Origin of the sequence: Flavobacterium micromati (genome assembly GCF_900129585.1) — a bacterium.
Classification (GTDB): Bacteria; Bacteroidota; Bacteroidia; order Flavobacteriales; family Flavobacteriaceae; genus Flavobacterium; species Flavobacterium micromati.
The window spans coordinates 129,317-152,989 of the sequence record NZ_FQWF01000005.1 but is presented as its reverse complement, the minus strand read 5'-3'; the positions used below and the strand labels follow the sequence as shown (position 1 = coordinate 152,989).

The following is a 23,673-nucleotide window of genomic DNA, read 5'->3' as shown; positions in this document are numbered from 1 at the left end:
TATTTTTATTTAACTTCTCTTTCGTACTCTTCAATATTGTCGAACTCGGGATAATGTTTTCTCGCTTTAGACCACATTAAATATAGAGCTGGTATCACAAACAGCGTTAAAACTAATGAGAAAATAGTTCCACCTACGATTACAACTCCCATTCCAATTCTACTAGTCGAAGCAGCACCTAACGAAAGTGCAATAGGTAATGCACCTAGCGAAATAGCTAAACTAGTCATTAATATTGGTCGTAGTCTCGCCTCCGAAGCTTCTAATATGGCTTCTAATTTTGGTTTTCCCTGTTCTCGAAGCTGATTAGCAAATTCGACAATTAAAATTCCGTTCTTGGTGACTAAACCAATTAGCATAACGGTTCCAATTTGGCTAAAAATATTCCATGTTTGATTGAATAACCATAGTGAGAATAATGCTCCTGCAACAGCCATTGGAACTGTCAAAATTATTATAAACGGATCGATAAAACTTTCAAACTGTGCAGATAAAATAAGGAAGATTAATAATAATGCCAATCCAAATGCAAAAGCAGTATTTGAACTACTTTCGACAAAATCCCGAGATTCTCCGCCTAAATCTGTTGTAAAAGTATCGTCTAGCACTTTCGATTTAATTTCATTCATAGCATCAATTCCGTCGCTTATACTTTTTCCAGGCGCTAAACCTGCCGAAACAGTAGCAGCCATATATCGATTGTTATGGTATAATTGTGGTGGATTACTTTGCTCTTCTACATTGACAACATTGTCCATTTGGATTAATTCACCCTTGTTATTTTTAACAAACATCGCTGTCAAATCGAGTGGTTTTGAGCGATCTTCTTGATCAAACTGGCCAATGACCTGATACTGCTTGCCATTTCTCATAAAATATCCAAAACGTTGTCCACTGAGTGAAAGCTGCAGTGTTTGTGCAATATCAATCACAGATATACCTAAACTTTCCGCTTTCGCACGATCAATTGTTACATTAATTTCTGGTTTGTTAAATTTTAAGTTGACATCCGTCATAGAAAAAGTTTCATTTTTTGCAGCTTCATCCATAAAAACTGGAATTTTTTCCCTTAGTTTTTCAAAATTTGGTGCTTGAATGATATATTGAATAGGCAATCCACCACGCCTATTAACAGCAATCGTAGGTTGTTCAATAATTGAAGTCTTGGCTTCTGGATATCGCTTCGTCCATTTTGTTAAATTTTCGGCTACCTCTTTTTGAGAATTTTCTCTTTCACCTGGTTGAACCAACGACACCCTTATAAATCCGCTATTCACTGATGATGAGCCAAAACCTGGAGATGTAATCACTAAACTTACTTTTTTTCCAGCTATAGAATCATCCACTAGTTTTGAAATCTCCTGCATGAATCGATCTGTATATTCGTAAGAAGATCCCTCTGGCGTGGACATTCGCATAGTAAAACCGCTTCGGTCATCATACGGTGCCGTTTCCTTTTGTAAAAGATTAAAAAATAAATATATCAATCCAAAACAAATAAATAAAATTGGGAAACTCAGCCACTTTCTTTTCATAAATTTAGTTAGAGAACTTGCGTATCCTTTATTCAAACTTTGAAAATACGGTTCTGTTTTTATGTAAAAATTAGACTTTTTTTGCTCGCCACCTTTCATTAAATAGGCATTTAACATTGGTGTTAAAGTCAATGAAACAAATGCAGAAATTAACACTGCTGCACCAATGACCACTCCAAATTCCCGAAATAGCCGTCCTACAAATCCTTCGAGGAAAATGACAGGTAAAAATACTGCTGCCAAAGTAACAGAAATTGAAATCACAGCAAAAAAGATTTCATTAGAACCCTTGATTGCAGCTTCTATAGGAGTCATTCCTTCCTCTACTTTTTTGTATATATTTTCAGTCACAACAATTCCATCATCTACAACTAAACCAGTCGCTAAAACAATAGCAAGTAAAGTTAATACATTAATCGAAAACCCAAAAAGCCACATGATAAAGAAAGTAGCGATTAATGATACTGGAATATCAATTAAAGGTCTAAATGCAATTGCCCAATCTCTGAAAAATAAGAATATAATCAAGATTACTAAAACAATTGAAATCCCCAGTGTTTCAGCGACTTCAATTACTGATTGTTTTACAAAAATGGTATTGTCAATTGCTATATTAAGTTTGATATCTTTTGGTAAATCCTTCTTCAGCGCTTCAAAAACTTTATAAAATTCCTTAGAAATATCAAGATAATTGGCACCAGGAAGAGGAACAATCGCAACACCCACTAGTGGCGTTCCTGATTGAGTCATTTTAGTTTCAATATTTTCAGCGCCAATCACAGCATTGCCTACGTCACTAAATCGCACTGTTTTCTCACCATCTGAGCGTATGATAATATTATTGAATTCCTCAGCAGTAGATAAATTCCCAATCGTTTTTACTGTCAATTCGGTATTAGCGCCCGTTAATTTACCTGATGGCAATTCGACATTTTGCTTATTTAAAGCTTCTCTAACTTCTGAAACGGTACAACCATAAGCGGCTAGTTTTACGGGATCAATCCATAAACGCATGGCAAATCTTTTTTGTCCCCAAATTTGAACACCACTTACGCCAGGAATCGTTTCTAATCGTTGTGAAATAACATTTTCAGCATAATCACTAAGTTCTAAAGCGTTTCTGTTATCACTTTGAACAGTCATCGAAATTATAGCATCACCATTGGCATCAGCCTTAGAAACAACTGGAGGCGAATCAATATCTTCTGGAAGATTTCGCACCGCTTGTGACACTTTATCGCGCACATCATTAGCCGCATCCTCAAGATTTTTATCTAAATTAAATTCAATGGTAATACTGGAACTTCCTTGAGCACTTGAAGATGTTACATTCCGAATTCCATCAATCGAATTAATCGCTTTTTCTAACGGCTCTGTAATTTGGGATTCAATTATATCGGCATTTGCGCCAGTGTAATTTGTACGAATAGAAACTTGAGCAGGATCAATTGATGGAAATTCACGAACGCCCAGAAAAGTATAACCTATCACTCCGAATAACACAATGGCCAAATTTATAACGATGGTCATTACTGGTCTCCGAATGCTTGTAGTTGATAAACTCATTTAAATTTTAGATTTTAGATTTTTGAACTTAGATTTTTATTACTTAAATAGTCTAATGCCGCAATCTATTTAATTGTAACTTTAACTTTGTCATCATTTTTTAACGACATAACGCCATTTGTGATCACAGTATCGCCCTCTTTTAAACCAGAAAGCACAAGTACAGAAGTTTCTGTTCTTGTAGCTGTTTCGATCATTAATTCCTTAGCGAGACCATTATTAGTGATAAAAACTTTTTTCCCGTTTTGTATTGGTACAATTGCCTCAGTTGGAATAACAATTGCATCTTTTATAATGTCTAAAGGCAGTTCTACATCGGCGAAAGTTCCTGGTAATAGCTTTCCATCTTTATTCTCGGCAATGGCTCGAACTTGAAGTGTTCTCGTTGCAACTGCAATTTCTGGATCAATAGCATAAACTGTTGCACTATATTTATTATCAGATCCGGCAACTTTAAAAGTTAGCGTAGTATTAGTTTTCACTTGACTAGCATATTTTTCCGGAATCGAAAATGTAATTTTAAGTTTACCAATGTTGACTAACTTTGCTACTAATATCATTGGTGTGATGTATGTTCCAGGCGAAATCGATCGCAATCCAATTTTTCCTGAAAAAGGTGCTCTCACTGATGTTTTTGCAATTTGAGCCTCTATCAATTGACTTTGCGCTTGCGCTGATTTGAAATCCGCTCGCGCTACGTCATATTCTTCTTGACTAATAGCCTCTTTTTCAAGTAGTAATTTGGCTCTTCTTTCATTTTCAAAAGCTAGTCCTTCCCGAGTCGTTGTTTGCCTTAATTGCGCTTTCAACTCAATATCATTTACTTTAAATAGCACTTGTCCTTTACTAACATTGCTACCTTCTTTAAAATAAATACCCTCTACAATTCCTGAAACCTCACTACGAATTTCTACTTGCTCATTAGCTTCTATAGATCCCGAAAGGGAAAGATTATTATCAAAAGTTTCATATTTAACAACAATTCCACTCAAGGCCATTGCCTGACTTTTTCCTTTCTGATCTTTTGAATCTGCATTTTTATTACTGTTAGAATTAATTCTGTAACCAATAAATCCAATGATTCCGATGATTAACAATGCATAAACTACGTATTTAATTTTCATATATTATAAGGTAAAGTAGGATTATTTATTAGTGATTTTAGTTAAAAAACAAATTTAAGTTTTACAAATGGAATTAGCTTAATCATTTATTATAATTTAACGTTGGTACATACAAATAGTGATGTATGTGCAAAAATTAGCTCTTTTCTAAATTTTTTTCTCAGTTAAATTAAATTAAATATCAAAATTTTAAATTATTAATAAATTTTATTGCTACTCGATTTGCTTTTACAGTTGCAAATTAATTGAGATGATTGACTTTCTACATCAAAATGTGAAACTTTAATAACAAAAAAGAAATATTTTCTAAAAGTCAATATAAAGTGTTTTTTTTAGACTAGTAGAAATGATAAAGGTTTAATTAAAATTTTAAAAAAAATCAACTAATATAATTCCAAATATTTTTCTTCTTGGTCATTTCCATGTAAACTGCTCGTAAAACAGTGTGCTCTAGTTTTTGCATTTCAGGATCTTCTTTTAATAATACCATTGCATAATTTCTGGCCAAAGCCAAAATATCTCGGTCTCGAACTAAATCAGCAATTTGAAGATTTAACACGCCACTTTGCTGTGTTCCCATTAGATTTCCTGGACCGCGAAGTTTTAAGTCAACTTCAGCAATTTCGAATCCATCATTTGTTCGAACCATCGTTTCCATTCTAGTTTTACTGTCAGGACTTAGTTTGTGACTTGTCATCAAAATACAATAACTTTGCTCCGCGCCGCGCCCCACGCGACCACGAAGTTGATGCAATTGTGACAACCCAAAACGCTCTGCACTTTCTATAATCATCACACTAGCGTTAGGAACATTTACACCCACTTCAATCACAGTTGTGGCCACCATTATATTTGTTTTTCCTTCTGAAAAACGTTTCATTTCAGCATCTTTATCCGCTGGTTTCATTTTTCCATGTAAGATCGAAATGGAATAGTGCGGCAACGGAAAATCTCTAGAAATACTCTCGTAACCATCCATCAAATCTTTATAATCCATTTTTTCCGATTCTTGAATTAACGGATACACGATATATATTTGGCGACCCAAAGCAATTTCGTCTCTTAGGAATTTCCAAACCTTTAATCGGTTACTGTCAAATCGATGTACGGTTTGAATGGGTTTACGACCAGGTGGCAATTCATCAATTACTGAAATATCTAAATCGCCATATAAACTCATTGCTAAAGTACGAGGAATAGGAGTGGCTGTCATTACCAAAACGTGTGGCGGAATTGTATTTTTTCTCCATAATTTAGAACGTTGTTCAACCCCAAAACGGTGTTGCTCATCAATTACAGCTAGACCTAAATTTTTAAATTTTACTTTGTCTTCGATCAAAGCGTGAGTTCCAATAAGTATATCCAAGGTTCCATTTTCTAACTCTTCGTGAATTATTCTTCTTTGTGCAATTCTAGTCGAACCTGTAAGAATCCGAATATTTATATTTATCGTTTGTGCCAACTCTGATAAACCTATATAATGCTGGTTGGCTAATATTTCTGTAGGTGCCATTAAGCAAGCCTGAAAACCATTGTCAAGCGCTAAGAGCATGCTCATAAACGCGACAATTGTTTTTCCAGAACCTACATCGCCTTGCAACAATCGATTCATTTGGGCATTACTACCCAAATCATTTCTTATTTCTTTGATTACTCTTTTTTGAGCATTTGTAAGCTCAAAGGGTAAATGATTTTGGTAAAAATCATTGAAATATTCTCCAACTACAGTAAACGAGTGGCCTTTTATTTTATGTTTCTGGATTAGATTTTTTGTAATTAATTGCAATTGGATAAAGAACAATTCCTCAAATATCAATCTAAATTTGGCTTTCGCCAACGTATCAGGACTTGTGGGAAAGTGAATGTTGAATAAAGCTTCTTTTTTGGAAATCAATTTTAGTTCGGCAATCAAATAATTAGGTAAAGTTTCAGCAAATAAATTTTGCGTTTCCAGAAACAATGTTTGCATCATTTTATTAATGACCTTGTTCGAAACACCGCGATTTGTAAGCGTTTCTGTCGATGGATAAACGGGTTGCATCGCTGATCGAAGACTCTGTTTGTGTTCGATCATCAACTCAATTTCGGGATGCGCCATATTAAACATATTCCCAAAAGTGGTACATTTTCCAAAAATTACACAAACTTCATTCAATTGTAAACTCTCCCGAATCCATTTGTGACCTTGAAACCACACCAGCTCCATTTGCCCCGTGTCATCAACAAATGTTGCGACTAATCGCTTTTGGTTTTTACCAAATTCTATGGTCTTGATATTGATGATCTTACCAATAATTTGAACTTCGGCACCATTGTTTTGCAGTTCGTTTATTTTGTAATAACGCGTTCGATCAATGTATCGGTTAGGGAAAAAATTAACTAAATCCACATACTTATGAATCCCCAATTCCTTACGAAGCAATTCGCCCCGATTGGGACCAACGCCTTTTAAATATTCGATAGGAGTGAGGAGCAGGTTATTAGACATTACAAGTATTCAAATTAAAATTGCAGATTTTATAATTTCGAGGCTATTTTCACATACTCGATTCTTTCTTGTTTCCACAAGCGAAGGTAGTTTTTTGTTTGGAAATTTAAAAATGGTAAAATTGAGTAAAAAGCCAGATGTTATCTATCGAAAGCACTAAAAAGTTCTGCGATATTATAGATGTTTTTCTTTTCGTAGAAGCTATTCTCGCTATTCGTTACAAGCTTTGCGGCGTCAAACTTTTTTTCTAAGTTGGTGCAGGAGCTTCCTCCGGTCGCTCTGCCACAACTAGAAAAAATGGTTTTCCGCTCGTAAAGGCTTTCCACTGCTATCAAGGCTAGAAAACGCGGTGTAAATGACTAAAATAGTGTGAAATGATGAATATTGGTTTTTCGTTTTTTTTTGACAATTAAGGGAAAACAGTATTCGAGATCAATGTTAAAAAATAACTTTTTTTTTAAAAAGTCTGGATAAAAATCGACGGATTTTAGACTTCCTTCACATTCAATTGATTTGTAATGTATTTCAAATCTTAAAAGGCTTGGAAATCATCCTTTATCTAATTTTCAAAATTTGGTTTTAAATGTTTCAAAAATTCAATAGCGTTGGGCTTCAGACCAATGTGTATAAATGCAAAATAATTTGGCTATAGCCAAAACTTAATATTGGTTTTGGCCAAAGCCAAATTAAATTTTACTTTTAAAAACGGGCTAAAGCCTGATCCAATTGATTTATTGTCAAAAAAAAATAATTAAAATTAGGTAATCACGAAATAACTTTGAAAAAGAATTTTCTAATAAAAAGTACGATAATTATTATTATATTTGAAATCATAAAAATAAAATTAATCCAAATAAGAAAATCTATATGCTTACTTGTTTTTTTTTTCGCACGAAGTGAAAACATATAAAACTTTCCAAGTTTATTATTTATAATTATACAATAATATTAGCAACTGGATTAAACACAAAAAATTTAGTAAAAACCTATCAAAATATAGAATATTATCAAAAGATAAAAAGGAAAGACTTTATGACGTTCTTTCGTGATAATGAAAAATTAAACAAACTGACAGTCGATAATAGAGTTGAGATTTTCCAACCATTATTTGTGAGAGGTTCTAAATTGAATAAAGCTTTACTGGACAATATTTTATTTATCTAAAGTGTTTCTAATCTTAAAATAATGGATTGAAAAATGATAAAAAATAGTTTAACAACGCAGAAGACAAATATTTTATCCCTAAAACTTTCTTTAAATTCTCACTTACAACATTACCATAAACTCAATCAAATTTACCAATAATGAAAATATCAAAAACAATTTATTTAGTCCTAGCCATTTTATTCTTGATCTCTTTTATCTATTCCTTATTTGATGAAGAAACAAATCATAAAGTTCTATTTTGGGAAACTAATATTTGGGTGTATCGCTTGTTTCGTTTGGCAGTTGCTGTTTTATTTATGAAATCTTATTTAGATCTTCGAAAAAAACAAAATGTTAGCGAATAAGGGATTATTTTAAATGATTAAATAAACTAAAACTTTAATTGAAGAATGACAGTTACACTTTAACAGTACGTACTAAATTGTGATTTCAGTTCTAAACGCAATACCTTCGCAAAATATAAAAACACAATAATGACAACTCATCTCGCTTTACTTCGTGGTATCAATGTTTCTGGTCACAGCATGATTAAAATGGAAGTTTTAAAAACGACTTTGGAAGCCATAGGTTTTCAAAATGTACAAACCTACATACAATCAGGTAATGTTTTTATAGATACCGAAGAGGAAAATGCGGCTGCTGTTGGGTTTAAAATAAAACAGGAAATTTTCAAGGTTTTTGGTCACGAAGTTCCTGTAGTGGTCATTGACAAAGTAGATTTAGAGGATTGTTTAAAAAATAATCCTTTTTTAAAAGATAAAGAAGTGGATAGTAAAAAATTATACGTCGCTTTTATTTCCACCACTTTGTCAAGTAACAGTATGAATGATTTAAGAATAAGCCAGTTCAAACCAGATGAAGCGAGTATTGATGGAAATAAAATTTTTATAAAGTATGCAGTAGGTGCTGGTAAAACACGCTTTGATCAAAAATACATCGAGAAAAAACTAAATGTAATTGCCACAATACGAAATTGGAATACCGTTATACAACTTCTTAAAATGTACGAAGAGCGATAATAATAATAATAATAATAACTGTTTTACTATTTTCGATAAATAATTTATTCAATAATAAACGATTGATTTTCAGAGAAATTCTTTTAATTTTGGCTTAAAACAACTGTTTTATAAATTGTAAATATTTAATTATTAAATTATTTTTTTGGATTAAAAATTTGTTGGTACTATTAAATTTTTGATAAAAACACTGTTTTAAGAAAAGCGTAAGGATGAATTTAGAGTATTTTTGTGTCAATATATTTTCCCAAGCAATTTGCGTAATTATAAAACCCTAGATAGCATATATTTATAAAATTCAAAAAAGTTATACGATAAAATGATCGCCCCAGATAAATTTATTAAAGAAAACGAAAGAATAAAATTATTAAAATCGTATTCGATTTTAGACACCTTACCAGAATCAGATTATGATAATTTGACAACATTGGCTTCGCAGATATGTGAAACTCCTATTGCCTTAATTACTTTTGTAGATGAAAACCGTCAATGGTTTAAATCCCGCAAAGGCTTAGATATTTCTGAAACACCAAGAGACATTTCTTTTTGTGCTCATGCCATTAATAATCCTAATGAAGTATTTGAAGTTAATGACGCCCGAAAAGACCCTCGTTTTTATGACAATCCTACCGTAGATGGATCAAACAATGTCGTTTTTTATGCTGGTGCACCGATAAAAAATTTGCATGGACTTCCGCTTGGTACAATTTGCGTAATTGATCATAAACCTAAAATTTTAACAGAGGAGCAAAAAACAGCATTGCAAGCGCTAGCAGACCAAACAATGAAATTATTAGAGCTACGCCTCAATAAAATTGAACTTGAAAAAACGCTAATTGCGCTGAAAAAAAAGAATGATGACCTAGAGCGATTTGCTTACTCTGCTGCTCATGATTTAAAATCTCCTTTGGCAAATATTTCTGGTTTGAGCGATTTTTTCACAGATAACTATGGCGATTCAATTGATAAAGAAGGTAATGAGGTTATTAATTTGATTAAAAGTTCAACGGTAAAATTAAAGGAAATGATTGATAATTTATTGCTTTACAGTAAATCTAGTTTACTAGATAAAGAAAATTGTAGTGAAGTATTTATCTCTGATCTGGAAAAGGATTTTTCAAATCTCTACATTTTTAAAGATAATTGTATCATCACTTTTAAAGCTACTGTAAATTCTATTTGCGTTAACAAAGGCGCTTTTGAACAAATATTAAATAATTTAGTTACCAATTCAATAAAGTATACCGATAAAGAGAAAATAAAAATTGAAATAATTATCACTGAAGAACATGATTTTTATAAAATCATTGTAACTGATAACGGAATCGGAATTTCAAAAGAAAACCAAAAAGTTATTTTTAATTTATTTACTGTCGTTGACAGCGTAGATCGATTTGGCGTAAAAGGAACAGGAATTGGTTTAGCGACTGTAAAAAAATTAGTTGAAGATCTTGGTGGCACTATATCAGTACATTCAGAGGTTGGCAAAGGATCCAAATTCATTTTTACGTTGGCACGAAATTAAAACTAATTGATTTTTCAAGTATCATTGGGGAATTAAATCACAGTACCAAAATCAAGATTTGAAAGAATCAGAAACAGTTGTTTCACGAATTGTGCTAGAAGAATTCACTTTTTATGGACTTTCATATTTTTGATACGATGTCTCTCCAATTTCGAAACAGATTGGTTGTGAGAAAATAGGTCCGTCAAAAGTGAAAGTGTGAAACTCGCCATTCTCGTCGCAAACATCCACATTTTCTGGTAAATCATTAATAAAATTTTGATCAATAATCCGACTTGATGCTTTTATCTAATAATTGCTCATTGACACAAACCACGATCGTTTTAAATCCTAAACGTATAATTTCTTAAATCAAATCTAAAGTAGGTATTTTCCAAAGCGGAAAAACAACTGTTAAACCAATTCTGGTGAATTGATCTTCCTTATATTGGCGTAAATTTTCTAAATAAATATCTCTAAAAATAGAATGTAAAATGCCTTGATTTTTTGATTTTATCAGCGTAACAGGCATTATATTCTAATAGACTTCCATTGACGGCATTTCAGGAACTGGCATTATTTCGAGCGTTTTTCCAATGTTTTTAGCTTGTTGTTCTAATAATTCGACACGAACACCGTGCAAAGAAATGCCCTGAAACTGATTGTTCACACTAGTTAACAAGCAAGTAATTTCAAATTCTGATCCTTTCAAGACTTTATACAACGCCAACGCAGAATCTTTTCCGCCACTCCAGTTAAATATTGCTTTCTTTTTCAATACTTCTTTGTTATTTTAATGACATAAACTTACAGGATTGTTTTTAAATGAGGGCTAAATGATTGTAACTTTGATTTTCAAGTTTAAAATAACTTTAATGAAATATATTTTTCTCTTTTTTACCACTCTCGCATTTGCTCAGCAAACAAAGGTTGTAGATTTCAAATCGGTTTTAGGAAAAATTACGGTTAATCCTATAGACCGAAATGTTTCTGGAGATATTCATTATCATTTTGAAATGTTGCAGTCTACAGATACTATAAAAATTGACGCGCAAAATATGGTTTTTTCTAATGTAAAACTCAATTATGGAACAGTAAAACACCTCAATACTCAAAAACAATTACAAATTATTTTCCCATTCAAAAAAGGAAAAAATACGCTGACTTTTAATTATTTGGCTAAGCCAAAGCAAACCATGTACTTTATTGGTTCAACAGAGAAAGATAATTTACAAATTTGGACGCAAGGTCAAGGAAAATATACAAGCCATTGGTTTCCTAGCTTTGATGATGTCAATGAAAAAGTCGTTTTTAATTTGGATATTTCTTTTGACAAAGAATACGAAGTTATTTCGAATGGAAAATTAGTCTCTAAGTCGGATCTTGATGGATTTTCGGTTTGGAACTACCGCATGCAAAAACCGATGAGTTCTTATTTACTGATGCTTGCCATTGGAAAATTTGAAAAGCAAATTCAAATAGCTAAATCTGGAATTCCTCTCGAGATGTATTACGAACCAAAAGATAAAGCTAGATTTGAACCAACTTATCGGTATTCGAAGATGTTGTTTGATTTTCTAGAAAAAGAAATAGGAATACAGTATCCGTGGGAAATCTATAAGCAAATTCCGGTTCGTGATTTTTTATATGCGGGTATGGAAAATACTTCGGCAACAGTATTTTCAAGTCCATATGTAGTCGATTCAACAGCTTTTGAAGATCGAAGCTACATCAATGTTAATGCGCATGAATTAGCGCATCAGTGGTTTGGCAATCTAGTCACAGCTGAGAATGGCAAACACCATTGGCTGCAAGAAGGTTTTGCAACATACTATGCATTACTGGCAGAAAGAGAAATATATGGTGAAGACTATTTCTATTCAAAACTTTATGAATCAGCGCAACAACTCAAATTTGCTTCTAGAACTGATACTATTCCTGTTTTGAATGCCAAAGCTAGTTCGCTAACATTTTATCAAAAAGGTGCTTGGGCATTATTTGTTTTGCAGGAAGCGATCGGTGAAAACAATTTTAAAAAAGCAGTACAATCGTATTTAAAAAAGCATGCATTTCAAAATGTCACCACAGATGATTTTTTTGCCGAAATCAGGAAAGTTTCTACTTTTGATTTAAATAATTTTAGCAAGGGGTGGCTTGAAACTACCAAATTTAACACCGAGGAAGCCAATCGTTTACTGAAAAAAAATTCAGCTACGCGACTACTTCTAGAAATAGATACAATGCGCAAAAAGCCGTTGTTAGAAAAAAATGATTTCCTTGTAAAAGTGATGAAATCTAATGCCTATTTTACTGTCAAGGAAGCAATTGTAAACCAAATTAAAAATGAAATTTTTGAAGATAAAAAGCAGTTATTGATTTTAGCATTAGAAACAAACAACACACAAGTTCGACAAACAGTAGCGCAGAATTTAACTAAAATTCCAGAAGATTTTAGAGAACAATATGAAACTTTATTAAATGATAATTCCTATCAAACGCAAGAAATTGCTTTAATCAATTTATGGAATAATTTTCCAGAACAACGTTTTAGATATTTACAGCAATCTAAAAATTGGATTGGATTTAACGACCATAATTTACGTACTTTATGGATTTCACTTGCGCTAAATACCGATGGCTATATTTCAAATAAAGAAGAGTTGATTGCTGAATTAATTAAATATTCATCAAGCGAATATGAGGGAAGTACGAGACAAAATGCTTTAGAAAATTTAATAACTTTTCGTATTATGAACGAAATGGTTTTGAAGAATTTAGTTAATGCAACCACCCATCACACATGGCAATTTTCTAAATTTGGAAGGGACACGATTAGAAAATTATTACAAAATAAAGATTTGCGCAATTCGTTTGAAAAGATTCTAATTGATTTAAATGAAAATGAGCGCTTTCAGTTACAAAGGCTATTAAATGAGTAAATAAGGCTTCGCTGCAAGTTGGTAGCAATAGTAACGCAGACACAGAAAAATAATGCAATTTTAAGACCGAAAACGAAACCAAAATGGAAAAGCTAGAACAATTAAAACCTTATGAAGCAGAATTGGATTCTTTGTTTAAAGAATTGTATGAAGAATTTATTAAGTCTGATTTTATAAAAAGAGACAAATTACCTAAATATCGGGGTATTTATGTTTTCTACGAAAGTGGTAAACCAATTTATGTTGGACGTTCAAATAATATTCGCAATAGAATACAATGGCATACAAGAGAAAGCTCTGGAAGCGAAAGTGCAAGTTTTGCGTTCAACCTTGCAAAATTGGAATATGGGAATCAGAGCGAAATAAAGAAGCAACGAAAAGTATTAATGCAGATTGAAGAGTTCTTAGAAATATTCAGAAAACACAAGTTGAATTTAAAAAATTTAGAATTCAAGTGTATTCGAGTAGAAAATGATATTTTACAGACAATGTTTGAACCGTACCTCGCTTATAAATTAAAAACATATCCTGTAAATAATACATTTGAAAATCATTAAGAATATCAACTACTGTTTCCAACACACTTTTTGCACTATTGCGAATTTTGTGCAATCCGGACGTTTATCTTTCGCAAGAAATCTTATCGTGGCAGAAAATAATCAGTTCCGAAGCTCGCAAAAGTCGCCCAGCGAGGGAACTTTTGGTCTATAAAATTTAATTTAAAAAAAGTTGAATTTTGAAGAATTTTGGGTCAATAATTTCAATAAATTAAAAGTGATTAATAAATTTGCTATAATTATAATGACCAACTTGTCTAAAAACAAAGCAGAATACAAATCGATTCATGATTGCAGTTGCGATGATTGATTTGTGTAAAATTGATTTAGATTGAGTTGAAAAACACGATATTGCTAAAGAAAATTAATAGTTAGCAATCACGATCTAAAACTCCATTTATATTAGACAACGATTAAGATTTCCAATAATGCACTTATTTTTAATAAAAAAGTAATGAGAGAATGTTGGTAACAATAGTATGTTTATGCATTTAATGAATCAAAAATTGTGAGCGAGAATAAGTAGCCACACTTTTAATTTTTCATTCAATTTATTACAAGGTCATCACTATATTTAAAATTTTAAATTAATCAATAAAAATACCATTTATGATGCGATGTAAAATAAGTTTTTTTGCGCTCGGCGTGCTTGCAATGCTTGTTAGTTGTAGTGCTAATAAAAATATTCTGACAGAAACTCTGGCATCGAAAAATCCAAATATAAAACGGATTATTGATAATAGGGCTCAATACGAAGTCCAAATTATTTATACTCAAATTATCAGAGATAAAGCTGGCAAAATATCGTTGAAAGATTATACGTATAATACAAATGCGAATAATTATTTTTATCCAGCAAGTACTGTAAAGTTTCCAATAGCAATTTTAGCATTAGAAAAGTTAAATACAATAGCAAACACTTCAATTAATTCTGAGTTTTCTATCGATGGCAATACCGATAAAATGAAATTTTCTGAAGAAATCTCAAAAGTTTTTGCCGTCAGTGATAATGAAGCGAGTACTAATTTATTCGAATTCATTGGATTTGATTACATAAATCAAAAAATGGAGCAAAAAGGTTTGTCCCCGTTTCGTTTGAGCCATCGGCTTTCTGGATCTGATTCTAGTAATCCAATAATTAAAGCGACCACAATTTATAAAAACGATGGAACAATAGAAATAATACCTTCAAAACTTGGTCAAAAACCTGTTGAACTAACTCTAAACGGAATAAAAAAGGGAATTGGATATTTATCAAAAGGCACTTTAGTAAACGAGCCGTTTGATTTCTCGAAACGAAATTATTATCCCTTAGAGTCCTTACATAACACTTTAAAACGTATTGTTTTTCCTGAGATTTTCAGTGAAGAAGAACGTTTTAAAATAACAGAAAAAGATAGAGAATTCATTCTTTTCTCGATGCAAAATTTACCTAAAAATGCCGGATATGATGCAGCAGAATATTATGATGGATACTGTAAATTTTTCATGTATGGCGATACCAAAGAAAATATTCCTGCAACTGTCAAAATTTACAACAAAGTTGGAAATGCTTATGGCACAATGATAGATTGCGCCTACATTGTCGATACCGAAAACAAAGTTGAATTCATGTTGTCAGCAACAATCTTAGCCAATAAAAACGGCATTTACAATGATAATATTTATGAATATGATGAAATTAGCTTGCCTTTTCTGGCTGAATTAGGAAGGATATTATATCAAAAAAATAAAAAATAACATCACAATTTTTTTAGAAAATCAATTTTACCACAATTGTCCAACCTCGTTTCTAATGAAAGATAAGGCGGCATTGCTTGGCGCAGGTTTATTTATTAGTTCACTAATTACAAATTCGCGCAAGCTGTCGGCATCAGTTACTTCTTCAGAAGCAGTTGCTATTCGAATCACTTGAATTGTTGCATTTTTTGCTGTAATTACAATCGACCAACATTCCTCTGAAACGTAAATTTGCTGCGTTAAATTATGTTCAAATTCCTGTTCGATTTGAGCAATTATAAAATTTTGATAATCCGTTTTATCAGTAGAAAGAGGATTGACTCTAACCATCAATTTTGATGGATTAATTCGTTCCATCAGCAAGGTTAAGCGTTCATAAGCTTGCAAACGCAAAGGTAAAGCGTCTTTTTGTGCCTCTTTTTGCAATAGCCATCGTCTATTATTTTGCTGATCTTTAAAATAAGAAGTAAATAAAAAGTACGCAACACCGCCAGTTATAAGAGAAGGCAATGAATAAGCGAGTATTTCAATGATTTTTGTAGAATCCATTTCGAAGTTGATTTTGAAACGCAAAAATATACTTTTTAAATAATAAATCGACTCGATTTAATTAGCAATAAATAAATCAGCATAGTAAATTTACCAATTTGTCACAGATTTTAAATTTGATTAACTAAATGGAAACATACGTTCTAGTTTTACTTTGCCTAGCCGCCTTTGCAGCAGGATTTATAGATGCTATTGTAGGCGGTGGCGGACTGATACAAACTCCGATGGGTTTAATTTTGTTGCCAAATTTAGCAGTTTCAACAGTTATTGGAACTCTAAAAGTACCTGCTTTTAGCGGAACATCATTTGCAGCATATCAATATCTTAAAAAGGTAGATATGAACTGGAAATTACTAAGCATTATGATGCTGCTGGCATTTCCATCGGCCTTTTTAGGTTCTACTTTATTGACGTATGTTAGTAATGATTTTATGAAACCTTTATTGCTTGTTATTTTGTCATTTTTAGTTATTTATACTTATGCGAAGAAGAATTTTGGACAACATATTGAAAAAATACAATCTAATGCAACACAAATTTTTAATGCAATTGGAATTAGTTTTATTGTAGGGTTGTATGATGGTTTTATTGGCCCAGGAACGGGAAGTTTTTTAGTGGTAGCTTTTATTGCCATTATGGGATTTGATTTTTTACATGCTTCCGCAAATGCTAAAATGGTGAATCTATCGACAAATTTTGGTTCCATTTGTCTCTTTATTTTGAAGGGGAAAATAATTTGGGCAATTGCTATACCAATGGCTTTCAGTAACGCTTTTGGAGGTTGGCTTGGCGCCAAATTAGCAATAAATAAAGGGAATAGTTTTATCAGAGTTTTCTTTTTAGTTGTTGTTATTGGCACGTTAATCCGTTTTGGTTATGATGTGTTTTTTAAATAGCCAGAATCAATTTTTTTATTTGTAGGTATAAAAAACTCAATCTGATTTTGTTGTTTTTAGACGCTTAAAACCTCACTCAAAAACGCTATTTTTGTATTCTTAAATTAAAAATTTCTCATGCATAAATATATTGATCAACTAAATGAAGCCCAGCGAGAACCCGTTTTACAAAAGGACGGTCCAATGATAATTATTGCGGGAGCAGGATCGGGGAAAACTCGAGTGTTGACTATTAGAATTGCTTATTTAATGCATCTAGGCGTCGATGCCTTTAGCATTTTGTCTCTAACTTTTACTAATAAAGCAGCACGCGAAATGAAAAAGCGTATCTCTGATATTGTAGGAGTTGGTGAAGCTAAAAACCTTTGGATGGGAACTTTCCACTCGGTTTTTGCTAGAATTCTCCGTTCAGAGGCGGAACACCTAGGTTATCCATCTAATTTTACGATTTATGATTCTCAGGATTCACTTCGTGCTATTTCTGGAATTATAAAAGAAATGCAGCTCGATAGAGATGTTTATAAACCAAAACAAGTTTTAAGCCGAATTTCAAATTTTAAAAATAGTTTGATCACCGTTAAAGCCTATTTCAACGATCCCGATTTACAGGAAGCCGATGCGATGTCAAAAAAACCTCGAATGGGCGAAATTTATCAAAATTATGTCGATCGTTGTTTCAAATCCGGAGCAATGGATTTTGATGATTTATTACTTAAAACCAATGAATTATTAACTCGTTTTCCTGAAGTGTTAGCCAAATATCAAAACCGCTTTCGCTATATTTTGGTAGATGAGTACCAAGATACGAATCACTCCCAATATTTGATAGTTAGAGCATTATCTGATAAATTTCAAAATATATGTGTGGTGGGTGATGATGCTCAAAGTATCTACGCCTTTCGTGGTGCTAACATTAATAATATCTTGAATTTTCAAAAGGATTATGAAGGTGTAAAAACGTATCGATTAGAACAGAATTATCGTTCGACAAAAAATATAGTTGAAGCAGCAAATACCATTATTGAAAAAAATAAAGTTAAACTGGATAAAGTAGTTTGGACTGCCAATGATCTTGGTGCCAAAATAAAAGTGCATCGCAGTATAACTGATAATGAGGAAGGTCGTTTTGTTGCAAGCACTATTTGGGAACAAAAAATGCAAAATCAGCTGCATAATGGTGCTTTTGCAATTTTATATCGTACCAATGCTCAGTCCCGTGCTATGGAAGATGCCTTGCGAAAAAGAGATATTCCGTATCGAATTTATGGTGGACTTTCATTTTATCAGCGAAAAGAAGTGAAGGATGTATTGTGTTATTTGCGTTTAGTAATCAACCCAAAAGATGAAGAAGCATTGATGCGAGTAATTAATTATCCAGCGCGTGGAATTGGGAATACCACGATTGAAAAATTAACTATTGCAGCAAATCATTATAAACGTTCGATGTTTGAAGTAATGCAAAATATTGAACGCATAGACCTAAAACTGAATGCTGGCACCAAACAAAAGTTACTTGATTTTGTGACAATGATTCAAAGTTTCCAAGCCATAAATGAAAACCAAGATGCGTTTTATTTAGCCGATCATGTTGCAAAAAAAACGGGCTTGGTTCAAGAATTAAAAAAAGATGCTACTCCAGAAGGAATGGCTAAAATCCAAAATATTGAGGAATTACTCAATGGAATTAAAGATTTTACCGAAGGTCAAATCGAAATTGATGGCGCGCGAGGAGCACTATCGGAATTTATGGAGGATGTTGCATTAGCTACTGATTTAGACAAAGATACTAGTGACGAAGATCGGGTAGCGTTGATGACGATTCACTTAGCGAAAGGATTGGAGTTTCCTCACGTTTTTGTTGTAGGAATGGAGGAAGACTTGTTTCCAAGTGCTATGAGTATGAGTACACGAAGCGAACTCGAAGAAGAGCGACGCTTGTTTTACGTTGCGTTGACACGTGCGGAGCATCAAGCTTATTTAACGTATGCACAGTCTCGATATCGCTGGGGAAAACTCACTGATAGTGAACCTTCCCGTTTTATTGAGGAAATTGATAGTCAATATTTAGAATATATTACTCCACCTGAAAACAATTATCGTTACAAACCTATGATTGACAGCGATATTTTTGGAGATGTGGATAAGTCCAAATTGCGTCTTGCAAAACCAGTAGGCGGAACGCCACCTCAATATATGTCAAGTAGCGAACCTAAATCGGAGATTAATGTTCGTAAATTGAAAGCTGTTTCTTCTAATGCGAGCTCGGGAAGTGCAAATTTGTTTGATAATAAACTAGTTGCTGGCAATATTGTTATGCACGAGCGCTTTGGCAAAGGACAAGTAATCAGTCTCGAAGGAGTAGCAGCGGATAAAAAAGCCGAAATCAAATTTGAAGTCGGCGGAATAAAAAAATTGTTATTGCGATTTGCAAAATTGGATGTAATTGGATAAAAACCTATTCTTTAGAAAGAAATAAATAGATAATTAATTAAGAAGATGGCTGAATTTATAAAAATATACGAAAACAAACCAAATGAAGCGGCTATAGCCAAAGTGGTAAAGGTTTTGAGAGACGGCGGATTGATTATTTACCCAACCGATACCGTTTATGGATTGGGCTGTGATATTACAAATACAAAAGCTTTGGAACGAATCGCTAAAATCAAAGGAATAAAGTTAGAGAAAGCTAATTTCTCCTTTATTTGTCACGATTTAAGTAATTTATCTGACTACGTGCGGCAAATTGACACGCCTACTTTCAAGATATTAAAAAGAGCTTTGCCAGGACCTTACACTTTTATTTTACCAGGAAATAACAATTTACCTAAAGAATTCAAAAAGAAAACCACGGTTGGAATACGGGTTCCAGACAACTCAATTGCTTTAGAAATTGTAAAATTACTAGGAAATCCCATTGTTTCTACCTCTATCCGGGACGAAGATGATGTAATTGAATACACCACTGATCCGGAACTAATTTTTGAAAAATGGCAAAATTTAGTAGATTTAGTTATTGACGGCGGTTATGGCGATAACGTAGGCTCAACAATCATTGATTTATCTGGCGATGAACCTATTGTTGTTAGAGAAGGGAAAGGAAATTTAAGTATTTTATAAAGTCTAGACATGAAAAATAGTATTATAATTTGTGTTATTTTCTATTTTCAAAGTCTAAATGCCCAAAAAATTTTTGGCAAAATAGTGAATGAACAAAAAGCGTCTTTGACCGGTGTGAATGTTTATTTTGATGGAACGACAATAGGAACTATAACTGATTTTAATGGAAATTTTAGCTTAAATTATGGTTCTAAATTAAATGCGGTACTAGTAGTTAGTTCCGTTGGATTTCAAACAGAATTTATTACAGATAAAAGTAATAAAACAGAGCTTTATATTGTGTTGTATCCAGTTGCTCAAATTTTAAAAGAAGTTATCGTAAGTCGAGACGGTTTTTCAAGACAAGAAAAGATCAAACTTTTTAGAGAACAGTTTCTGGGAACAACTACTTTTGGAAAAAAAGCAACAATTGAAAATGAAGATGATATTTATTTTGAGTACAACAAGAAAAGCAACACGCTAACTGCTTTTTCAGAAAAGCCATTAATAATTAATAATAACGCACTTGGATATACTATTAATTATGAGTTACTAAATTTCATAACTCATTTTTACAAATTGAGTATCAGATCAAGCGATGTTAAAAAAAGTTATTATGCCGGTGTCTCCCGTTTTGAAGAAACTGACAACAGTTCTAAAACACTAAAAAGAAGAGTTAACAGTTATCAAGGTTCGCAGTTGCAGTTTTTTAGAACTTTAGCTGGCAATTTATGGAATAAAGACAATTTTTTGCTGTTTAAAGGAAGTTTTCAAGCTAATCCCAAAGATTTTTTTACAATTACTGACACCTTAGATTTAAAGAAAATAACAGTTGCTAAACAGATTAAAGGGTTGGACAAAATGAAATTTGTTGCTGAATTTACCTTATTGTATAAAAAAGCAGATCAATCTAGAATTATATTTGAGACTACTAATTTTTATATTGATCAATTTGGAAATAATTCTAATTCGGAAAACATCCTCTTTTCAGGAAAAATAATAGAACAAAAAGTAGGTGATATGTTGCCTCTTAATTATGGTATAAATTAAAAAACGTCCCAAGCAATTGGGACGTTTTCTAATTTTATACAAACTGAACATTAATAACTGTTCACTGAAAACTTTTTTATTTTGTTTGTTTTTTCATCTCTTTTTCAATCATCTCGTAAAATTGATCGATTTTAGGTAAAACAACAATACGTGTTCTTCTGTTACGAGCTTTGTTTTCAGCTGTATCATTTCCAACTAAAGGAACATAAGAACTTCTTCCTGCTGCAATCAATTGCTCTGGTTTAACACCTAACTGATTCGTTAAAACACGAATAATTGAAGTAGAACGTTTCACACTTAAATCCCAGTTGTCTAACAAAATTCCGGTGCCATTGTACGGAACGTTATCCGTATGACCCTCAACCATACACTCAAAATCAGGTTTGTCGTTTACAACTTTAGCAACTTTAGCTAATACTCCTTTAGCTTTATCACTTACTTCATAACTACCAGTTTTAAATAATAATTTGTCGGCAATAGAGATAAATACAACACCTTTTTCAACGTTGATCTCAATATCGGGATCAGATATTCCTACAGCGCTTTTTAAACTTGTAACAACAGCAAGAGTTACACTATCTTTTTTAGTTAACGCATCTTGCATTCTGCTAATTTTTAGATCTTTCTCTTTTATTGATTCTAAGGCTTTTTCAATATTTTGAGCACCTTTAGTGGACAAAATGGTCATATCTTTTGAAACACTCATCAAATCCTGATTTTGCTCTTTTAAAGCAGACGCGGTTGCAGCAAGGCCAGCTTTTTCCTCTAAGCAGGTATTTAACTTTACAGTAGCAGTATTTAATAAATCTTGTGTTTCTTTATTTCTAGATTCTAATTCAGTGTATTTCTTTTTAGAGACACATGAGGAAAGAAGTGCCATAACGGATAAGGCGATAACGATTTTTTTCATAAAATAAAATTTTAAGTGAATTACAAAAATAGTTTTAAATAGTTGTTTTAATAATAATAATTTGTTAAAATGGTTTTTCAAAAACCTTGCCAGCTTTAATATAATACTGGAAAACGATGCTTTTCGCATTGTAATAATCAGACTTTTGAAATTTATTTCGTTTTTTATAACAATCATTAAATAAACCGTAAAAAGACCAATGTGCTCTCAGTACAGCCATACAATGTTTTAGTTTACCCTTTAACAAAAATTTAAACCCAGCAACCCCATCCAAAATCATTCTGATAAAAAGAATTGTAAAAACTTTCTCTTTAGGGAGATTTTTAGTTAACATCAATAGAGAATTTCGAAAATTAAGAAAAGTCTTTGTTGGATTTCCATGTTGCAAAGTAGCTCCACCCACATGAAAAACAACAGATTGCGAGTTGTACTTAATTATATATCCTTCATTTATGGCGCGCCAACATAAATCTATTTCTTCTTGATGTGCAAAAAATTCGCCATCAAAACCATTTAGTTCTTTGTAAACTAAACTTCTAATAAAAAAGCATGCTCCCGAAGCCCAAAATATTTCGGTATTATCGTCGTACTGTCCATTATCTTTCTCTAAAGTATCAAAAATCCGTCCTCTGCAATACGGATATCCATATTGATCAATAAAACCGCCAGCTGCCCCTGCGTATTCAAAGTAATCTTTGCGTTTATAATCTAAAATCTTTGGTTGTATAATTGCTGTGTTTGGTTCGTTTTCAAAAGTTTTTATAATTGGCTTTAGCCAATTTTCAGTAACTTCAATATCTGAATTTACTAGTGCATATAGTTCAGCATCAACACTTTTTAATGCCTCGTTGTAACCATTTGCAAAACCAAGGTTACTACTGTTTTTTATTATTTTTATAGCAGGGAAAAATGTTTTAATAAACGATATCGAATCATCTGTAGAAGCATTATCAGCGACGTAAATTATGGCTTCTGGCGAGTTTTGAACAATAGATGGTAGAAATTTCTCCAACAACAAAATTCCATTCCAATTTAGTATTACAACTGCTATTTTCATTTTAAGATTTAATTATAGTACTTGATAAAGTGGAAGTTCGGCAAGAAACAGATACTTTTCATTTTCAAAATCCATTTGGCAAAAGTAATGATTCAATCCATTAGTTACCATTAAATATTGTGCTTTCATAGTCATATTGTAGCGTGCAATTTGATCAAAAGTTGATTGCGAAACTTTAATTTCGGGAGCTTTGCATTCGATTAAAATAAAAATGGAACCATCAGGATTAAAAACTACAACATCGTACCTTTTGCGCAAGCCATTGACTTTTAATACTTTTTCAACATTAATAAGTGATTTTGGATATTTTTTTTCTGTAAGTAAAAATCGAATCACGTGTTGCCTGACCCATTCCTCAGGAGTTAGGATGATAAATTTTTTCCTAATTTCGTCAAAAATAGCCACTTTATTTTCGCTATTTTTGAAACGAAATTGATAGGTTGGAAAATTGAGTTGCTGCATTAAACAAAAGTATT

19 protein-coding genes are annotated in these 23,673 nt (G+C 32.4%); 10 read left to right on the top strand and 9 right to left on the bottom strand.

Translation table 11 applies throughout. From position 1 onward, the window contains the following. Nucleotides 1-5: 5 nt before the first annotated feature. From BUB42_RS06950 to recG, 3 genes are all read right to left on the bottom strand, one after another. Nucleotides 6-3,101 (bottom strand): efflux RND transporter permease subunit, encoded by a 3,096-nt coding sequence (locus BUB42_RS06950; RefSeq protein WP_073018554.1) that lies wholly within the window; start codon nucleotides 3,099-3,101, stop codon nucleotides 6-8. 65 nt (nucleotides 3,102-3,166) lie between these two features. Beyond that, entirely contained in the window at nucleotides 3,167-4,225 is a 1,059-nt protein-coding gene (locus tag BUB42_RS06945) for an efflux RND transporter periplasmic adaptor subunit (protein WP_073018552.1), read from the bottom strand. A 379-nt stretch (nucleotides 4,226-4,604) separates the two neighbouring features. Beyond that, nucleotides 4,605-6,713 (bottom strand): ATP-dependent DNA helicase RecG, encoded by a 2,109-nt coding sequence (gene recG / locus BUB42_RS06940; protein WP_073018550.1) that lies wholly within the window; start codon nucleotides 6,711-6,713, stop codon nucleotides 4,605-4,607. A gap of 1,304 nt (nucleotides 6,714-8,017) precedes the next feature. Here recG and BUB42_RS06935 point away from each other — a divergent pair. The 3 genes from BUB42_RS06935 to BUB42_RS06925 all read left to right on the top strand — a co-directional run bounded on the left by BUB42_RS06935 (nucleotide 8,018) and on the right by BUB42_RS06925 (nucleotide 10,424). After that, nucleotides 8,018-8,224, top strand: coding sequence for a hypothetical protein (locus tag BUB42_RS06935; protein WP_073018549.1), 207 nt, complete (start codon nucleotides 8,018-8,020; stop codon nucleotides 8,222-8,224). A 129-nt stretch (nucleotides 8,225-8,353) separates the two neighbouring features. Further along, nucleotides 8,354-8,899, top strand: coding sequence for a DUF1697 domain-containing protein (locus BUB42_RS06930; protein ID WP_073018547.1), 546 nt, complete (start codon nucleotides 8,354-8,356; stop codon nucleotides 8,897-8,899). 319 nt (nucleotides 8,900-9,218) lie between these two features. Then, nucleotides 9,219-10,424 carry a GAF domain-containing sensor histidine kinase gene (locus BUB42_RS06925; RefSeq protein WP_073018545.1) on the top strand — a complete coding sequence of 402 codons (1,206 nt, stop codon included), beginning with the start codon at nucleotides 9,219-9,221 and terminating at the stop codon, nucleotides 10,422-10,424. Nucleotides 10,425-10,535: 111 nt separating this feature from the next. Here the strand turns inward: BUB42_RS06925 and BUB42_RS16870 are convergent, their stop codons facing one another. Both BUB42_RS16870 and BUB42_RS16865 read right to left on the bottom strand, forming a co-directional pair. After that, a complete protein-coding gene (locus tag BUB42_RS16870) occupies nucleotides 10,536-10,655 on the bottom strand; it encodes a hypothetical protein (RefSeq protein WP_317614894.1) in 120 nt (39 codons plus the stop codon). A gap of 286 nt (nucleotides 10,656-10,941) precedes the next feature. Beyond that, complete coding sequence (locus tag BUB42_RS16865; protein WP_317614893.1) at nucleotides 10,942-11,181, bottom strand: Dph6-related ATP pyrophosphatase; 240 nt, start codon at nucleotides 11,179-11,181, stop codon at nucleotides 10,942-10,944. A gap of 97 nt (nucleotides 11,182-11,278) precedes the next feature. On the opposite strand from BUB42_RS16865, the gene BUB42_RS06915 reads away from it, so the two are divergent. The 3 genes from BUB42_RS06915 (at nucleotide 11,279) to BUB42_RS06905 (ending at nucleotide 15,639) form a co-directional block, all read left to right on the top strand. Further along, nucleotides 11,279-13,342, top strand: a complete 2,064-nt coding sequence (locus tag BUB42_RS06915) for a M1 family metallopeptidase (RefSeq protein WP_073018787.1) — start codon at nucleotides 11,279-11,281, stop codon at nucleotides 13,340-13,342. Nucleotides 13,343-13,425: 83 nt separating this feature from the next. Beyond that, nucleotides 13,426-13,899, top strand: coding sequence for a GIY-YIG nuclease family protein (locus BUB42_RS06910; RefSeq protein ID WP_073018543.1), 474 nt, complete (start codon nucleotides 13,426-13,428; stop codon nucleotides 13,897-13,899). A gap of 609 nt (nucleotides 13,900-14,508) precedes the next feature. Continuing rightward, on the top strand, nucleotides 14,509-15,639 hold the full coding sequence (locus tag BUB42_RS06905; RefSeq protein ID WP_073018541.1) for a serine hydrolase: 1,131 nt from the start codon (nucleotides 14,509-14,511) through the stop codon (nucleotides 15,637-15,639). A 27-nt stretch (nucleotides 15,640-15,666) separates the two neighbouring features. On the opposite strand, the gene BUB42_RS06900 is transcribed toward BUB42_RS06905, so the two are convergent. Further along, on the bottom strand, nucleotides 15,667-16,188 hold the full coding sequence (locus BUB42_RS06900; RefSeq protein ID WP_073018539.1) for a DUF7935 family protein: 522 nt from the start codon (nucleotides 16,186-16,188) through the stop codon (nucleotides 15,667-15,669). A gap of 128 nt (nucleotides 16,189-16,316) precedes the next feature. On the opposite strand from BUB42_RS06900, the gene BUB42_RS06895 reads away from it, so the two are divergent. From BUB42_RS06895 to BUB42_RS06880, 4 genes are all read left to right on the top strand, one after another. Further along, nucleotides 16,317-17,084 carry a sulfite exporter TauE/SafE family protein gene (locus BUB42_RS06895; RefSeq protein ID WP_073018538.1) on the top strand — a complete coding sequence of 256 codons (768 nt, stop codon included), beginning with the start codon at nucleotides 16,317-16,319 and terminating at the stop codon, nucleotides 17,082-17,084. A 117-nt stretch (nucleotides 17,085-17,201) separates the two neighbouring features. Beyond that, nucleotides 17,202-19,535 carry an ATP-dependent helicase gene (locus BUB42_RS06890; RefSeq protein WP_073018536.1) on the top strand — a complete coding sequence of 778 codons (2,334 nt, stop codon included), beginning with the start codon at nucleotides 17,202-17,204 and terminating at the stop codon, nucleotides 19,533-19,535. Between the two features lie 45 nt (nucleotides 19,536-19,580). Continuing rightward, entirely contained in the window at nucleotides 19,581-20,201 is a 621-nt protein-coding gene (locus BUB42_RS06885) for an L-threonylcarbamoyladenylate synthase (RefSeq protein WP_073018534.1), read from the top strand. A 9-nt stretch (nucleotides 20,202-20,210) separates the two neighbouring features. Next, on the top strand, nucleotides 20,211-21,230 hold the full coding sequence (locus BUB42_RS06880) for a carboxypeptidase-like regulatory domain-containing protein (RefSeq protein ID WP_073018532.1): 1,020 nt from the start codon (nucleotides 20,211-20,213) through the stop codon (nucleotides 21,228-21,230). A gap of 76 nt (nucleotides 21,231-21,306) precedes the next feature. On the opposite strand, the gene BUB42_RS06875 is transcribed toward BUB42_RS06880, so the two are convergent. The 3 genes from BUB42_RS06875 to BUB42_RS06865 all read right to left on the bottom strand — a co-directional run bounded on the left by BUB42_RS06875 (nucleotide 21,307) and on the right by BUB42_RS06865 (nucleotide 23,659). Further along, on the bottom strand, nucleotides 21,307-22,140 hold the full coding sequence (locus tag BUB42_RS06875) for an OmpA/MotB family protein (RefSeq protein ID WP_073018785.1): 834 nt from the start codon (nucleotides 22,138-22,140) through the stop codon (nucleotides 21,307-21,309). A 64-nt stretch (nucleotides 22,141-22,204) separates the two neighbouring features. Continuing rightward, complete coding sequence (locus tag BUB42_RS06870; RefSeq protein WP_073018530.1) at nucleotides 22,205-23,197, bottom strand: glycosyltransferase family 2 protein; 993 nt, start codon at nucleotides 23,195-23,197, stop codon at nucleotides 22,205-22,207. A 12-nt stretch (nucleotides 23,198-23,209) separates the two neighbouring features. After that, a complete protein-coding gene (locus BUB42_RS06865) occupies nucleotides 23,210-23,659 on the bottom strand; it encodes a type I restriction enzyme HsdR N-terminal domain-containing protein (RefSeq protein ID WP_073018529.1) in 450 nt (149 codons plus the stop codon). Between the last annotated feature and the right edge of the window lie 14 nt (nucleotides 23,660-23,673).